Origin of the sequence: Nocardioides sp. YIM B13467, assembly GCF_042788075.1 — a bacterium.
GTDB lineage: Bacteria > Actinomycetota > Actinomycetes > Propionibacteriales > Nocardioidaceae > Nocardioides.
On record NZ_JBHZPJ010000009.1, the window covers coordinates 45098 to 59647 of the forward strand.

Genomic DNA, 14550 nt, shown 5'->3' on the forward strand with positions numbered 1-14550 from the left:
TAACTGCCGTCACATAGCGGTAGCCACCCCACAGCCGACCCCGAAGGAAACCCTCGTGACCGAGTCGTTCTTCTCCATGTTCACGCCCAAGGAGATCGCGCACATCAGCGCCACCGGCACCCGCGTGCACCTGCCCGAGGGCTGGTCGCCGATCTGGGAGGACACCCCGCCGGACAAGGCCTACATCATCCTCGACGGCACCGTCTCGGTCCGCCGGGACAAGGAGGAGATCGCCCAGTGCGGTCCCGGTGACATCATCGGCGAGGCGGCGATCATGAGGGGCTCGCTGCGCACGGCCTCCATCGTCGCCCTCACCCCGCTCGACCTGATCCACCTCAGCGCCGACAAGCTGCAGCAGCTGTCCGTCGAGATGCCGACGTTCGCGCGGGCGCTGGAGAAGGTCGCCAAGGATAGGTTCGGCTCCTGACGCTCGAGGACCAGGCTGACGAGAGCCTCGGCCAGGGCCGTAGCCGTGAGGCTGACATCGAGCTGGCCGAGGCGCTCGCCGTGGTCGAGTCCTTCGTTCTCGGCCAGACGCCCACGCTGACCCGCGCCGAGGTGGCGGATGCCGCCGGCGTACCAATGGAGGTCACCGAGGACCTCTGGCACCACCTCGGCTTCCCGCACGCGGGCGAGGACGAGATCGCCTTCACCGAGGCCGATGTCGAGGCGCTGCGGATGACGCAGGAGCTCGTACGCCTCGGTGTGCTCAGCGAGGACCGGCAGGCCGCGCTCGTACGGACCTGGGGACGGTCTTACGCGCGCCTGGCCGAGTGGCAGACGTCGCTGCTGGCCGAGGTCGCCCGGGAGCGGGGCGGCGACGAGGTCGAGGACCTGGTCGCCCTGACGGGGCAGGTGCTGCCCCTGGTCGAGTCGCTGCAGGACTACGTCTGGCGGCGCCACCTGGTCAGCGCGGCGCGGCGGATGCTCACCGTCGCGGACGCCTCCGCGGTGCCACTGGCGGTCGGCTTCCTCGACATCGTCGGCTACACGGCCCGGTCCAAGCGGCTCAGCGACAAGGAGCTGGTCGACTGGGTCGAGGAGTTCGAGGACACCTGCTCCGACGTCGTGGTCGAGCACGGCGGACGGGTGATCAAGTATCTCGGCGACGGGGTGTTCTTCACCTTCGAGGACGTCGCCGCCGCAGCCCGGACCGCCCTGGACCTGGCCGCCCTCGGAGAAGATCGCGACAGCGCGTTTCCGCACGTCAGAGCCGGGATATCCTACGGCGACGTGGTGCTCCGGCTCGGCGACGTCTTCGGTCCGACGGTCAACATCGCGGCCCGCCTCACGACCGTCGCCCGGCCATCATCGGTGGTCATCGACGAGAACGCCGCCGCCGCGCTCGAGGACGTCGACGGCTTCCAGGTCGAGAAGATGCGGCGTACGAGCGTGAAGGGCTACTCCCGCCTGCAGGCGTTCCGGCTGCGTTCGCGGTCCGACTGAACCTGATCGAACCTGGCCAGACTGAATCTGACCAGAAAGGTCGGGCGCCGGAGGTTGCTCCCGGGCGAGGCTTGATGGCGAAAGGAGGACCACATGATCGGAACGCTCAACACCCTGGTCGACCTGGTCGAGGCAGAGCTCACCGGCGAGGTGGACGTGGCCCAGGTCGCCCGCGACCACGGCACCACCGAGTACCACCTGCGCCGGATGTTCTCGGCGCTGGCCGGGATGCCCCTGTCGGAATACGTACGCCGCCGCCGGATGACCCTGGCAGCCGCCGACCTGGTGGCCGGCGCCCCTGACCTCCTGGAGGTCGCGGTGCGCTACGGCTACGGCTCGACCGAGGCGTTCGGGCGCGCGTTCCGTGCCGTGCACGGTTCGGCTCCGGCTGACGTACGCCGATCCGGTGGTCCGCTACGCACACAACCCACGCTCAGGTTCCGTCTGAGCGTCGAAGGGAGCACCCCGATGGACGTCACCATCAACGACATGCCCGAGCTGCGGCTGGTCGGCCACGCCACCAAGGTCCCGCTGATCTACGAGGGCGTGAACCCACACATCCAGACACACATCGCCTCGATCCCGCCCGACGAGCACGTTCGGCTCAAGGAGCTCAACGACACCGACCCGCGCGGCATCCTCGCCGTCACCGACTCCCCGTCGCCCGATGCGCAGGAGGGGACGATGATCACCTACCTGCACGGGGTCGCGGTCACGCCGTCGGCCGCGGTGCCGGACGGGCTCGACAGCATCACCGTGCCGGCCGGCTCCTGGGCGGTCTTCGCCTCCAGCGGCCCGCACCCGGAGACGCTGCAGCGGCTCTGGGCGGCGACCGCCACCGACTGGTTCCCGTCGAACCCGTGGCGGCTCCGCCCCGGGCCGTCCATCCTGCGCTACCTCGAGCTCACCGAGACGTACGCCTCGTGCGAGCTCTGGTTGCCAGTCGAGCAGTAGCCGCTGGTCGAGTCAGCGGATGGTGACCTGGCGGTTGGCGAGCCCGGCGCGAGCCGAGCGCACCTCGGGGGTGATCTCGGAGTCGTCGGCGAGGGCCTCGTCGAGCAGCTTCTTGAACGCCACCGCCGGCTCCTCGAGCGCCTCGGCGCCGGTGCCGACCGGCAGGTCCCAGACGGGAGCGAGCAGGCCGTGGGCACGGAACATGCCGACGAAACGAGCGTCGGGGACGATCACGTCCTCGCCGGTCACGTGCAGGCGCGCGAGCGCGGTCAGCAGGGCGTCCTCGGGCTCGGGCATCACCCAGCGCAGGTGCTCCTTGGAACCGACCGAGGTCCAGTACGCCGCCTCGACCGAGGTCAGCCGCTCCGTCGGCAGCACCGACTCGTTGGCGTGCTCGAGCGCGTGCTCTGCCCCAGAATCAAGCAGAGCGCCCTTGTCCTCGACGTCGGCGAGCCACCAGTCGAAGCCCTCGTGGACGGTGACGTCCAGGGACTCGTTGGTGACGATGTCCTGGAGTCGCGGGCCGGGTCCCGGCGCGGAGGTGAGGCCGAAGATGCCGGACTCGCCCGCGGCGCGGCTCTCCAGCGCCTGGAGCAGGGCCGCGGCGACGTCACGCGACACGTCTCCGTAGTTGTGCTGCACTTGCAGCCCGGCCCAGACCTCACCCGAGTCGCGGGACATCGCCGGCGCGGCGCCGGGCAGCAGGGTGCCCAGCGTGACGGGGGTCGACTCGAAGCCCTTCACCGTCAGCGACACCGTCGCCGAGGGCACCAGCTCGCGCAGCGCGACCAGGTCGCACTCGCCGGGCAGGCCCTCGAACGGGCGCCCCACGAACGCGCCGCCGGCGGCACCGTGGCACGCCTTGTAGCGCTTGCCGGACCCGCACGGGCACGCCGCGCGCGGGTTGGGACCGTCCGTCGGGGCCGCAGCCGCCTGACGGTTCTTGACTCGGGACTTCTTGGCCACGGCCAAACCCTAACCTGCCGGGCCCGCGCACCAGGTAACACGCCTCAGCGGCCGAGCAGCTCCAGCATGAACCCTGGCCGGTCGGTGATGACCGCGCTGACCCCGAGGTCGAGGCAGAGCTTGAGCTGCTCCTCGGTGTTGACGGTGTAGACGTGGAGGTTGCGGCCCTTCGACGCCAGCCGACGCCCCAGCTTCGGGTGAGCGGTGAGCATCTCGATGCTGGCCCCGAGCCACCAGTCCGGGCCGATCGCGTGCCGCAGGAGCGACCAGTTGGCGGCGCGGTCGACGAGCTGGACCAGAGGTACGCCCGGCGCCAGCCGCTCCACCCGCTGCAGCGCCGTGAACGAGAAGCTCATCACCCGCACCGGGCTGCCCGGACCCGCCCAGCCGAAGTCGTTGAGCACGTCGACCAGACGCCCCTCGGTCAGCCCGCCGTAGCGCGTCGGGTGCTTGGTCTCGATCGCCATCTCGACATGCCGGCCGTAGTCACGCACGACCCGCAACAGCCGGTGCAGCGTGAGCACGCCGCGCATGTCCCGGTCCGGCAGCTCGTCCTCCCCCTCCCAGAACCCGTTCTTCCAGGCCGCGAAGTCGATCGCCTGCAGCTCGGCGAGGGTCATCTCCGAGACCAGCCCCCGCGCGCCGATGCGGCGCAGGTGGCGGTCGTGGACGCAGACGAGATGCCCGTCCATGGTCAGCCGGACGTCGCACTCCAAGGCGTCCGCGCCCGCGTCCAGGGCCGCGACGTACGCAGCGAGGGTGTGCTCGGCGATCTCATGACTGGCGCCGCGATGCGCGACCACCTGGGGCCTCATGAGGAGATTGTGGTCCATCTGCCGACCGCGCGGGTGCACGACACGACACCGAAAATCGTTACCCCACGGCGTACGCGGCAGGTCCTAGAACGGCACGGCCACGAAGCGACCGAACGCCACGAAGGCCGCCAGCGACCAGAAGACCAGGTCACCGGCGGCGGAGCCCCACTCCTTGCGGATGATGCGGGTGGTCGTCGCGCCGGTCATGAGCAGCACCAGCCCGAGAGCGGCGAACGGCACCAGCCAGGTGGCGACCCCGGTCACTGCGGGCAGGATCAGCCCGGCCGCGGCCAGCACCTTCATCACACCGATGGCCTTGAGGAAGCCGCCGGGGAAGTCGTCGGCGTAGTGCCACCCCTCGAAGGCGTTGCGGAACCTCTCCTTCGACAGCAGCAGCATCGCCAGTCCACCGGCCAGGAATCCGGCAGCCAGAAAAATCGTCACGATCCACAAGATGATGTTCATGCCAACGAGACGACGTACGTCGCCCTGCTGTGACATCAGACGGGGGACATCACCGCCCGCCGGTCACCCGCAGCGTCGTGGCGGTGACGTACCCGGCCTTCTCGCTCATCAGCCAGGCGACGGCCTCGGCGACCTCGTCGGGTGAGCTCGCTCGGCCGATCGGGATCTGGGGTGCCATCCGCGCGATCCGGCCGGGGTCGCCGGTGTTGGCGTGCATGTCGGTCTCGGTGAGCCCGGGGGCGACCGCGACGACCCGGATGCCGAGCGAGGCGACCTCGAGCCCGAGGCCCTTGGTGAGCGCGTCGATCCCGGCCTTGGCGGCGGCGTAGTGGACGTACTCCCCCGGCGATCCCAAGGTGGCGGCGCCGGAGGAGATGTTGACGATCACGCCGCCCTCGGCGAGCGCCGACACCGCCGCACGGGCGACCAGCGTGGGACCGACCAGGTTGACGGCGTACGTCTTCCGGATCTCGTCGGGGGGAGTGTCGACGAGGGGCGCGTAGCGGTAGGTCGCGCCGGCGTTGTTGACCACGCCGGTGATCGGGCCGGCCGCCTCGAAGAGCGCGGCGATCCCGGCGTCGGTGGTGATGTCCGCAGCCACGATCTCGCAGGAGACCCCGAGCGCCCTGATCTCGTCGCGCGTCGCGACAGCAGCAGCTTCGTCGGACAGATATCCGAGCACGAGCGAGTGGCCCTCAGCAGCCAGCCGGCGAGCGACAGCGGCACCGATCCCGCGGGTGCCTCCGGTGATGAGAGTGCTCAGAGTTCTATCGTTCACACCCGAAGGGTGTCACGCAGCCTCCACGCCACCAGCGCCAGTGCCAGGACGCCGGCAAGCGCCCATCCGGCGGGGTAGTGCACCGCGGGTTCGTTCCAGCGCTCGTGGAAGTAGACCAGGTGTGAGGAGAGCAGCCCGGCGTCGACCGAACGGCCCTCCTGGATGAGTACGCCGATGGCCACCAGCACCGTCAGCAGCGTCTGCATCGCCCAGCCCAGGATCCAGGCGGGCACCCAGGCGACGACATCGACGGCGCGGCGTACGGACGTCACCAGCACGGTCACCAGGGCGGCCGCCAGCAGCGCGTCGATGACCGACGACGGCAGCTCGCCCGGGAGCATCCCGTCGAGCCAGAGGGGTACGCAGACGGCCGGCGCGGCCAGCATCGGTGCCCGCAGCACGCACGGCCCGAGGCTCGCGGCGATCCCGGCGGCGAGACCGGCGACCGTCGTGATCGCGGCGATGGCGATCAGATGGGTCAGCATCGATGGGTTGGCCGCCGCCGGCCCGGCGGCGAACATCAGCCCGAGGAGGGCCGCGACGACGACACCGGTGCCGGCGAGCACGGCACTGAGCAGCCGGCGGTCCGGGCGCAGCCCCGCGGCGAGCCCACCGAGCGCGGCGGCGAGCAGCGTGAACGAGACCAGCTCGGCGACCATCGGGGCGAGCAGGAGCGGCTGCGGCTGGACGAGCTGGGGAAGGAAACCGACGCCCCAACCCGCGGCCGCGACCAGCGGAACCATCCACAGACGAGTCCGTTCAGTCATGTCGTCCACGGTGACAGGCGGAAGGTGAGGCCAGGCGGCGTACCGGGGAACACCAGCCCAACGTCAGGTGGCCCGACCGTTGCCGTTCATCACCAACGTAGGTGGATTTCTAATTGCAGGGCGCAGAAATGGAATACCTGGGTAGGCTCATGGGACGGACACGTACCCCACGCGTGGAAGAGGTGAGACCGGCATGAGCAAAGCACCCCGAAAATTCTGGGCCAGAAGCATCAGTACAGCGGCGCTGACCAGCATCGGGCCTCGGGCCGTTGCCGCCGTCGCGCTGACCGCTGCCTTCGCGGTTCTGGCCCCGAACGAGGCGCGCCTCGACACCGGTCATCAGCAGCCCGAGCTTCCCGATCCGGGCGCTCTTCAGGACCCCCTCGGCATCTCCAACGGCCTGGGTGGCGTGAAGAACCTGACCCCGAGCGACGCGGTGAAGCTGGCCTCCAACGCCGAGGAGCTGTCGATCCCGGCGGTCGCCCTGGCTGCGTACCAGCGCTCGGCCACCGTGCTCAACGACGCCGACGCCTCCTGCCGCATCGACTGGGCGCTGGTCGCCGCGATCGGCATGGTCGAGAGCAACCACGGCCGCTTCGGCGGCAGCGAGCTCAACTCCAACGGCCTCGCCCTCCCCGCGATCATCGGCCCGCAGCTCAACGGCGCCGGCAACTTCGCGGCGATCCGCGACACCGACAACGGCCTCTACGACCACGACACGGAGTACGACCACGCTGTCGGCCCGATGCAGTTCATCCCCTCCACCTGGACGGTCATGGGCACCGACGGTGACGGCGACAACCGCCGCGACCCCCAAGACGTCGACGATGCTGCCGTTGCCACCGCGGCCTACCTGTGCGCCGGCACCGAGGACGTCAGCACCGACTCCGGCGCCCAGTCCGCGGTCTACCGCTACAACCAGAGCGACACGTACGTCGAGGCAGTGCTGAAGATCGCCGACCAGTACCGCAACGGGGAGTTCCCGGGCTCACCGAGCGTCGACGGCGGGTCCACCTCGTCTATGCGGCCCACTGCCTCCCCGCTCCCGGTCACCTCGAACACCGTCAAGCCGACGACCAAGTCGGATATCAAGGCCGCGCCGGCCAAGACTCCGGTCAAGGATCCGGTCGAGAGTCCGGCGCCGAGCAAGTCGCCGACCCCCTCCGACAACAACACCGGGGAGACCGACTCCGGCGACAACTCGTCGGGTGGCGAGACCGAGACCCCGACGCCCACGCCGACCCCGACTCCCACCCCGACTCCCACGGACCCCCCGACCACGGAGGAGCCGGAGCCGACCGACGCCGCCACGGCAGCGACCCTCGAGGCGCCCTGCAAGGCAGCGACCGCAGCGGTCTACGAGACGCTCGAAGCGAGCGACCCGGACACCTACACCCTTGTCATTGCCGACTGCATCGCGAAGTTCGAGCCCGAGACCACGATGCCCACCGACCTCACGATCAGGGATTACCTCCGCACTCTCGCCGGCACGGAGGAGTTCCCGACCCTCAAGGATCCCGCCCCGGAGGCCACGGCCCCCGAGGAGGAGATCCCCGCGGGGTGATCGAGGTCAGCTGACCTGGATCACCGTCTTGCCGAAGTTCTGACCCCGGAGCATCCGGTTGAACGCGGCAGGCGCGTTCTCGAGGCCTTCGGTGATGTCCTCGCGGTAGCGCAGCCTGCCCTCGGCCAGCCAGCCGCCGGCCTCGGCGAGGAAGGTCTGCTCGTGGTCGCGGACGAACTCGGTCTGGATGAAACCCCTGATCAGCAGGGACTTATTGAGCACGTGCCGCATCAGCCCGGGCGCCCGGTCGGGCCCCTCGGGCGCAGCGGTGTCGTTGTAGTGCGCGACGATCCCGCAGACCGGCACCCGGGCGAACTTGTTGAGCCGCGGCAGCACCGCGTTCCACACGTGGCCGCCGACGTTCTCGAAGTAGACGTCGATCCCGTCGGGGACCGCCGCCTTCAACTGCTCCTTGAAGTCGGGTGCGCGGTGATCGAGGGCGGCATCGAAGCCGAGCTCGGTCAGATGCGCGACCTTCTCCGGCCCGCCGGCGATCCCCACCGCGCGGCAGCCGAGGATCTTCGCGATCTGTCCGACCGTGGCGCCGACGGGACCGGTCGCGGCCGCCACGACGACGGTCTCGCCGGGCTTCGGCTGCCCGATCTGGGTCAGCCCCGCGTACGCCGTGAACCCCGGCATCCCCAGCACGCCCAGCGCGGTGGAGACCGGTGCGGCGGACGGATCGAGGCGGCGGGTGTGCTTGGCCGGCGCGACGGAGAACGCCTGCCAGCCTCCGTACGCCAGCACCACATCGCCCACCTGCCGCGACGGATCCCGCGACTCCACCACCTCGGCGACCGTGGCGCCGGGCAGCACGTCGCCCAGGGCGGTCGGAGCGGCGTACGACGGCGCATCGCTCATCCGCCCGCGCATGTAGGGGTCGAGCGAGAGGAACTTCGTACGCAGCAGCACCTCGCCCTCCGCGGGCGACGGCACCTCGGAGGTGACGATCGAGAAGTCCTCGGCGGTCGGCTCACCGACCGGGCGAGCGCGGAGCAGGATCTGGGTGTTCGTATCGGTCATCCCGCCATCGTGCCTCACCGGCGGGCAGGCTTGCTTAATTACAACTAAACCTATTGACTTAGCCCATGAAGCCCGCGGTCGATGTCCACCAGCACCTGTGGCCACCCGCGCTGGTCGAGGAACTACGCCGCCGGCGGCAGCCTCCGTACCTCGATGGCTGGGTGCTCCACCTCGACGGAGAGCCGCCCTACGACGTCGACCCGGGAGATCACGACCTCACCCGCCGCGCAGCGCAGGAGAACGGGCTCGTCCTGCTGTCGCTCTCCAGCCCGCTGGGGATCGAGTCGCTCGCCGCGGCCGAGGCACACGGGCTGCTCGACGCCTGGCACGGCTTCGCCGACGACCTGCCCGCCGACTACGGGCTGTGGGCCGCGCCGGCGCTCGTCGAACCGGACCTCGACGGCCTCGAGAAGACCCTCGCGCACGACCGCGTCCACGGCCTCCAGGTCCCGGCGACGGCGCTGTCGACCCCGGCCGCGCTCGAGACCCTGACTCCCGTCCTGGCCGTGGCCCAGCAGGCCGATCTACCCGTCCTCGTGCACCCAGGACCCGCCGACCCAGGCCCAGCGAGCGAACTGCCCGGATGGTGGCCCGCCCTGACTTCGTACGTCGCCCAGCAGAGTGCCGCGTGGCACTCCTGGCACGTCGCGGGGCGGTCGCTGCTGCCGACTCTGCGGATCGCCTTTGTGGCGTTGGCCGGCCTCGCGCCGCTCCACCACGAGCGCCTCGCGCAGCGCGGCGGGGACCTCGGTGCGATCGACCGGCACGTCTACTACGAGACCTCGTCCTACGGCACCCAGGCGATCGACGCGATGTCGCGCGTGGTCGGCGTGGACCCACTGGTGAACGGCTCGGACCGGCCCTACGCCGAACCGACCGATCCCGCCCTCGGCGAGGCCCTGAGCCAGGCGATCTTCGTCGCCAACCCGCACCATCTGCTCACCGGAGGAGACCGATGACCGTCACCGAAGCGACCGTGGACACCGTCCTGAGCACCGCGGACCTGCCCGAGCTGCCCGGACGTACCCTCACTCCCGGCGAGCTGCGCGCCTGGGTCGACGAGCTCGCCGCGCACCCCGAGCGGTGGGAGCACCTGGCGCGCCACGACACCGGCGGTCGCCACTACGTCTCGCTCTACCGGGACAAGGACATCGACGTCTGGCTGCTGTGCTGGAACACCGTCGACGACACCGGCTGGCACGACCACGACATCTCCTCGGGGGCGGTCGCGGTGACCCACGGATCGGTCTTCGAGCAGCAGCCGAGATTCGGCGGCGAGCCCGTGCAACGGGAGATCGGGGCGGGTCGCAGCTTCGGCTTCGGGCCCGACCACATCCACCGGATGAGCGGTGCGGTCGACGGCTCGGTCTCGATCCACGCCTACTCGCCGCCACTGTGGCGGATGGGGCAGTACGCGATCAGCGACGACGGCGTGATGCGTCGCGTCTCGGTCTCCTACGCCGACGAGCTGCGCCCGCTGGAGGACTGAACGACCTGCGCCGCGCCGAGTCGACATCTCAGGCATCGAGTCCCGGGATGTGGCAGATTTCAAGCATCGAGGTGCGCGGCTCGGACGGCGAACCCGACTTACCTGTCCGTTTAACATCTTCGGTTCTTTCCCCAGATCTGGCAGGCTGAGGATCTTGTGCAACGGCGTCCGCAGGTGAAGAACAACAGACAGGAGCGGTGGCTGTGATCGAGTTCGAGGGCGTCACCAAGCGCTATCCGGACGGCACCGTTGCCGTGGAGGACCTCTCCTTGACGGTCGACACCGGGAAGATCACCGTGTTCGTCGGGCCGTCCGGATGTGGCAAGACGACCGCGCTGCGGATGATCAACCGGATGATCGAGCCGAGCTCCGGCCGGATCCTGATCGACGGTGACGACGTCACCAGCCGCCCGGAGGCACAGCTGCGGCGCGAGATCGGCTACGTGATCCAGGGCGCCGGGCTCTTCCCGCACCGCACGGTGCTCGACAACGTCGCGACCGTCCCGATCCTGCAGGGCATCTCCCGCCGGGAGGCCCGCACGAGCGCCCTCGACCTGCTCGAGCGCGTCGGGCTCGCCGCCAACCTCGGCGAGCGCTACCCGGCCCAGCTCTCGGGCGGCCAGCAGCAGCGCGTCGGGGTCGCCCGGGCGCTCGCGGCCGACCCGCCGGTGCTGCTCATGGACGAGCCGTTCTCGGCCGTCGACCCGGTCGTACGCGACGACCTCCAGCAGGAGCTGCTCCGGCTCCAGGACGAGCTCGGCAAGACGATCGTCCTGGTCACCCATGACATCGACGAGGCGATCCGCCTCGGCGACAAGGTCGCCGTCTTCGCCCAGGGCGCCCGCCTGGCCCAGTTCGCCCCTCCCGCCGACCTCCTCGCCGCCCCGGCCGACGACTTCGTCGCCTCGCTCGTCGGCCGCGACCGCGGCTTCCGGGGCCTCGGCTTCGCCGATGGGAGCTCGGTCGCGCTCAAGCCCATCGACCACGGCGTCGACGGCCTCACCCTCGAGGTCGACCGCGACGGGCGACCGCTCGGCTGGCGTGGCTCCAACGGGCTCCTCCCGACCGAGGGCACCTTCAGCGACGGCGCCAATCTGCGTACGGTCACCGACCTGGTCATCCTCTCGCCCGCCGGAGCGGCGATCCGGGTCGACGCCGAGGGTCGAGCCGACGGGCTGGTCCTGCTCGAGGACCTGGCCGGGAGCGTACGTTCGCAGCAGCGGGAGCGCCTGGCGGCCCTGGCCTCCGCGGAGGAGGCCGGGTGAGCGAGATCTGGCGCTATCTCGAGACCAACGCGGACGACGTCTTCACCGCGCTCGTCCAGCACATCTGGCTCGCTCTGATTCCGGTGGCGATCGCCTTCGTCCTGGCCCTACCGCTGGGCGCCCTGGTCCATCGCTACGTACCGGCACGCCACATCGCGCTCACGGCCGGCAGCGTGATCTACACCGTCCCGTCGCTGGCGCTGCTCCTGCTGCTTCCGGGCATCCTCGGCACCAGCGTCCTCGACCCGGTCAACGTGGTCATCGCGCTCACCCTCTACTCGCTAGCGCTGCTCGTCCGCACGACCGCCGACGGTCTCGACGCGGTCGACACCACGGTCCTGCAAGCAGCCACCGCGATGGGCTATCGGCCCGTACGCCGCTGGTTCACCGTCCAGCTGCCGCTGGCGATGCCGGTGATCCTGACCGGTCTGCGGGTGGCGACCGTGGCCAACGTGAGCATGGTCAGCATCGCGGCCCTGATCGGCATCGGCGGCCTCGGGCAGCTCTTCACCCGCGGGTTCCAGCTCGGCTTCTACCTGCCGCCGATCATCATCGGGCTGGTCCTCTCGGTCACTCTCGCGGTCATCGCCGACGTCCTCATCGTCGCCCTCCAGCGCGGGCTCACCCCGTGGGCGAGAGCGGGTGCGCGATGAGTCTCGACTATCTGCTCGACGCCGCCAACTGGTCGCTGACGAGCCCCGACGGCTTCCCCCAGCGCATCCTCGAGCACCTCGGCTACACCTTCCTCGCCCTGGCGATCGCGGCCGTGATCGCGTTCCCGATCGGTCTGCTGATCGGCCACACCGGCCGCGGCGCGCTGGTCGCCATCAACCTCGGCAACGCCGGCCGCGCGCTGCCGACCCTCGGCGTGCTCATGCTCGCACTCGGCCTGGTCGGGATCGGTCTGGTCCCGGTCACGATCGCCCTGGTCGTGCTCGCCGTCCCGCCCATCCTCGCCACGACGTACGCCGGCATCCAGTCCGTCGCCGACGAGACCGTCGACGCGGCGCGAGGGGTCGGCATGACCGAGGCCCAGATCGCCTGGCGGGTCGAGGTCCCGATCGCGCTGCCGATCATCATCGGCGGCCTGCGCAACGCGTCGCTCCAGGTGGTCTCGACCGCGACCATCGCTGCGTACGTCGGTCTCGGCGGCCTCGGCCGCTACCTCTTCGATGGGCTGGCGACGCTCCAGTACGACCAGGTGGTCGCCGGAGCGATCGTGCTCGCCGTGCTCGCGGTCGCGATCGACCTGGCGCTCGCGGGCGCGCAGCGACTCCTCGTCTCGCCCGGCGTCGACGGCCGCGAGGCCAGCACCCGTCCGACCACCCTCCGCCCCGAACCCGCCGGCTGACCAATCCAGCAAACCCGAGAGGTATCTCAATGTCCCGCCGAATCCGCACCACCGCGTATCTGTTCGCGACGCTCGCCGTGGCAGGCACCCTGACCGCCTGCGGCGGTGACCCGCTCGACTCGGGATCGGACTCCGACTCGGGCGGCGGCACGATCGTCGTCGGCTCGGCCAACTTCCCCGAGAGCGAGCTGCTCATGGAGATGTACGCCCAGGCTCTCGAGGCCGAGGGCGTCAAGGTCGAGACCAAGCCCAACATCGGGTCCCGCGAGGTCTACATGGAGGCCTTCAAGAGCGGCGACATCGACCTGCTACCGGAGTACAACGGCGCCCTGCTGGCCTACCTGAAGCCGGACGGTGTCCCGGAGAACGTCTCCGCCCCCGAGGACGTCTACGAGGCGCTCCAGGACGTGCTGCCGGAGGGCAGCGAGACCCTGCCGCAGTCGGAGGCCGAGGACAAGGACACCCTCACCGTCTCCAAGGAGACGGCCGACAAGTACTCCCTGAAGAGCATCGAGGACCTGGCTCCGGTCGCGAAGGACCTCTCGCTCGGCGGCGCCCCCGAATTCAAGGAACGCCACCAGGGCCTGGTCGGCCTCGAGGAGGTCTACGGGGTCACGTTCAAGGATTTCAAGCCGCTCGACGCCGGCGGCCCGCTGACGACCAGCGCGCTGGCGAAGGGCGACATCGACGTCGCCAACGTCTTCTCCACCGACTCTTCGATCCCCACCAACGGCTGGGTCGTCCTGGAGGACCCGGAGAACCTCTTCCTCTCCCAGAACGTCGTCCCGCTGATCCGCTCCGAAGCGCTCAGCAGCGACGCCGAGACCGCGCTCAACGCAGTCTCCGAGGCGCTGACCACCGCCAACCTGACCGAGGCGCTCGCCAAGGTCCAGGTCGACAAGGCCGACCCGGCCACCGTCGCCAAGGAGTTCCTCGCCGACAACGGCGTCAGCTGAGCGCTGACCCCAGGCCGCTCCGGTAGGTCAGAAGTCCCTCGAGCCCTCGTAGGAACGTCTCACCGACCGGGGCGGGATCGGTCAGACAGCCGGCTGCCATCGCACCGTCTCGCAACATGACGAAGTGGCGGCCGGCAAACTCCGAATCAGGCTTCCCCGTCGCCGCGAAGAGATCGGTCATCGTGGCCAGGAACCACTGCCGGTGCTTCAGCACCGCCTGATGGACCACGTGGGCCGGGTCCGGGTATTCGGCGGCGGCGTTGAGGAACGCGCAACCTCGGAACCCCTCGCCCTGGATGTCCGTGGCGATCGACCGGCCGACGGCCCGGATGAGGTCGTCGGGGTCCTCGACCTCCGCCCGAGCGGCGTCCACTCGCGCCCGGATCGCCTCGTCGGCCTGCGTCAGGTACGCCACGACGAGCTCGTCCTTGCTCCGGAAGTGCCGATAGAGCGTCGCCCGCGTGACCTGCGCCTCGGCGATCACGCGATCCACTCCGACCGAGTGCAGACCCTCGGCGTAGAAGAGTCGACTCGCTGTGCTGAGCAGTCGATCCCGGGCTTCAGACATCCGCCATCCCTCTCGTTCTCACGGTCTAGGTCTCGCCGGCTCGACGGTAGCAGACAGAACGATCGGTCTTGCATTTGTCGGACGACTGGTGCAGACTCTCGATCCAGGTAGAACGATCGTTCTGTCTCTCAAATGATCCGAGA

General features: G+C 69.9%; 17 protein-coding genes. 10 read left to right on the forward strand and 7 right to left on the reverse strand.

Translation table 11 applies throughout. The features are described from left to right. The first annotated feature begins 55 nt into the window (after positions 1–55). From ACFX43_RS02500 to ACFX43_RS02510, 3 genes are all read left to right on the forward strand, one after another. Positions 56–427, forward strand: coding sequence for a cyclic nucleotide-binding domain-containing protein (locus ACFX43_RS02500; RefSeq protein ID WP_160025941.1), 372 nt, complete (start codon positions 56–58; stop codon positions 425–427). Positions 428–507: 80 nt separating this feature from the next. Then, complete coding sequence (locus tag ACFX43_RS02505; RefSeq protein ID WP_378816598.1) at positions 508–1446, forward strand: adenylate/guanylate cyclase domain-containing protein; 939 nt, start codon at positions 508–510, stop codon at positions 1444–1446. A gap of 93 nt (positions 1447–1539) precedes the next feature. Then, positions 1540–2400 (forward strand): GyrI-like domain-containing protein, encoded by an 861-nt coding sequence (locus tag ACFX43_RS02510; RefSeq protein WP_378816600.1) that lies wholly within the window; start codon positions 1540–1542, stop codon positions 2398–2400. A 12-nt stretch (positions 2401–2412) separates the two neighbouring features. Here ACFX43_RS02510 and ACFX43_RS02515 read toward each other — a convergent pair whose 3' ends face one another. From ACFX43_RS02515 to ACFX43_RS02535, 5 genes are all read right to left on the reverse strand, one after another. Next, positions 2413–3366 (reverse strand): DUF5926 family protein, encoded by a 954-nt coding sequence (locus ACFX43_RS02515; RefSeq protein WP_378816603.1) that lies wholly within the window; start codon positions 3364–3366, stop codon positions 2413–2415. A gap of 44 nt (positions 3367–3410) precedes the next feature. Beyond that, positions 3411–4181 carry a glycerophosphodiester phosphodiesterase family protein gene (locus ACFX43_RS02520; protein ID WP_378816606.1) on the reverse strand — a complete coding sequence of 257 codons (771 nt, stop codon included), beginning with the start codon at positions 4179–4181 and terminating at the stop codon, positions 3411–3413. An 84-nt stretch (positions 4182–4265) separates the two neighbouring features. Beyond that, complete coding sequence (locus ACFX43_RS02525; protein ID WP_378816608.1) at positions 4266–4646, reverse strand: DoxX family protein; 381 nt, start codon at positions 4644–4646, stop codon at positions 4266–4268. A 49-nt stretch (positions 4647–4695) separates the two neighbouring features. Beyond that, a complete protein-coding gene (locus tag ACFX43_RS02530) occupies positions 4696–5424 on the reverse strand; it encodes an SDR family NAD(P)-dependent oxidoreductase (RefSeq protein WP_378816611.1) in 729 nt (242 codons plus the stop codon). Beyond that, a complete protein-coding gene (locus ACFX43_RS02535; protein WP_378816613.1) occupies positions 5421–6191 on the reverse strand; it encodes a hypothetical protein in 771 nt (256 codons plus the stop codon). The genes ACFX43_RS02530 and ACFX43_RS02535 overlap by 4 nt, the downstream gene beginning before the upstream one ends. A gap of 193 nt (positions 6192–6384) precedes the next feature. Between ACFX43_RS02535 and ACFX43_RS02540 the strand changes: the two genes are divergently transcribed. Next, positions 6385–7755: a lytic murein transglycosylase gene (locus tag ACFX43_RS02540; protein ID WP_378816615.1), complete on the forward strand. Its 1371-nt coding sequence runs from the start codon at positions 6385–6387 to the stop codon at positions 7753–7755. Between the two features lie 6 nt (positions 7756–7761). Here ACFX43_RS02540 and ACFX43_RS02545 read toward each other — a convergent pair whose 3' ends face one another. Further along, the gene (locus ACFX43_RS02545) at positions 7762–8778 is read right to left on the reverse strand and encodes an NADP-dependent oxidoreductase (RefSeq protein ID WP_378816616.1); all 1017 of its coding nucleotides are present in this window, start codon (positions 8776–8778) and stop codon (positions 7762–7764) included. A 65-nt stretch (positions 8779–8843) separates the two neighbouring features. Here ACFX43_RS02545 and ACFX43_RS02550 point away from each other — a divergent pair, with 65 nt between their 5' ends. The 6 genes from ACFX43_RS02550 to ACFX43_RS02575 all read left to right on the forward strand — a co-directional run bounded on the left by ACFX43_RS02550 (position 8844) and on the right by ACFX43_RS02575 (position 13839). After that, a complete protein-coding gene (locus tag ACFX43_RS02550; RefSeq protein ID WP_378816619.1) occupies positions 8844–9737 on the forward strand; it encodes an amidohydrolase in 894 nt (297 codons plus the stop codon). Next, complete coding sequence (locus ACFX43_RS02555) at positions 9734–10267, forward strand: cysteine dioxygenase (protein WP_378816621.1); 534 nt, start codon at positions 9734–9736, stop codon at positions 10265–10267. The genes ACFX43_RS02550 and ACFX43_RS02555 overlap by 4 nt, the downstream gene beginning before the upstream one ends. A gap of 203 nt (positions 10268–10470) precedes the next feature. Then, positions 10471–11532: an ABC transporter ATP-binding protein gene (locus tag ACFX43_RS02560; RefSeq protein ID WP_378816776.1), complete on the forward strand. Its 1062-nt coding sequence runs from the start codon at positions 10471–10473 to the stop codon at positions 11530–11532. Next, the gene (locus ACFX43_RS02565; RefSeq protein WP_378816624.1) at positions 11529–12185 is read left to right on the forward strand and encodes an ABC transporter permease; all 657 of its coding nucleotides are present in this window, start codon (positions 11529–11531) and stop codon (positions 12183–12185) included. Before ACFX43_RS02560 ends, ACFX43_RS02565 begins: the two co-directional genes overlap by 4 nt. After that, the gene (locus ACFX43_RS02570) at positions 12182–12883 is read left to right on the forward strand and encodes an ABC transporter permease (protein ID WP_378816627.1); all 702 of its coding nucleotides are present in this window, start codon (positions 12182–12184) and stop codon (positions 12881–12883) included. The genes ACFX43_RS02565 and ACFX43_RS02570 overlap by 4 nt, the downstream gene beginning before the upstream one ends. A gap of 29 nt (positions 12884–12912) precedes the next feature. Next, positions 12913–13839, forward strand: a complete 927-nt coding sequence (locus ACFX43_RS02575; protein ID WP_378816629.1) for an ABC transporter substrate-binding protein — start codon at positions 12913–12915, stop codon at positions 13837–13839. On the opposite strand, the gene ACFX43_RS02580 is transcribed toward ACFX43_RS02575, so the two are convergent. Beyond that, a complete protein-coding gene (locus ACFX43_RS02580) occupies positions 13832–14407 on the reverse strand; it encodes a TetR/AcrR family transcriptional regulator (protein WP_378816632.1) in 576 nt (191 codons plus the stop codon). The genes ACFX43_RS02575 and ACFX43_RS02580 overlap by 8 nt on opposite strands. Positions 14408–14550 lie beyond the last annotated feature (143 nt).

What these genes read in the sequence shown, in the direction of transcription:
- ACFX43_RS02510 (WP_378816600.1), top strand. Translation starts at nt 1,540, where the DNA reads ATGATCGGAACGCTCAACACCCTGGTCGACCTGGTCGAGGCAGAGCTC.
- ACFX43_RS02520 (WP_378816606.1), bottom strand. Translation starts at nt 4,181, where the DNA reads ATGAGGCCCCAGGTGGTCGCGCATCGCGGCGCCAGTCATGAGATCGCC.
- ACFX43_RS02525 (WP_378816608.1), bottom strand. Translation starts at nt 4,646, where the DNA reads ATGAACATCATCTTGTGGATCGTGACGATTTTTCTGGCTGCCGGATTC.
- ACFX43_RS02535 (WP_378816613.1), bottom strand. Translation starts at nt 6,191, where the DNA reads ATGACTGAACGGACTCGTCTGTGGATGGTTCCGCTGGTCGCGGCCGCG.
- ACFX43_RS02540 (WP_378816615.1), top strand. Translation starts at nt 6,385, where the DNA reads ATGAGCAAAGCACCCCGAAAATTCTGGGCCAGAAGCATCAGTACAGCG.
- ACFX43_RS02545 (WP_378816616.1), bottom strand. Translation starts at nt 8,778, where the DNA reads ATGACCGATACGAACACCCAGATCCTGCTCCGCGCTCGCCCGGTCGGT.
- ACFX43_RS02550 (WP_378816619.1), top strand. Translation starts at nt 8,844, where the DNA reads ATGAAGCCCGCGGTCGATGTCCACCAGCACCTGTGGCCACCCGCGCTG.
- ACFX43_RS02555 (WP_378816621.1), top strand. Translation starts at nt 9,734, where the DNA reads ATGACCGTCACCGAAGCGACCGTGGACACCGTCCTGAGCACCGCGGAC.
- ACFX43_RS02570 (WP_378816627.1), top strand. Translation starts at nt 12,182, where the DNA reads ATGAGTCTCGACTATCTGCTCGACGCCGCCAACTGGTCGCTGACGAGC.
- ACFX43_RS02575 (WP_378816629.1), top strand. Translation starts at nt 12,913, where the DNA reads ATGTCCCGCCGAATCCGCACCACCGCGTATCTGTTCGCGACGCTCGCC.
- ACFX43_RS02580 (WP_378816632.1), bottom strand. Translation starts at nt 14,407, where the DNA reads ATGTCTGAAGCCCGGGATCGACTGCTCAGCACAGCGAGTCGACTCTTC.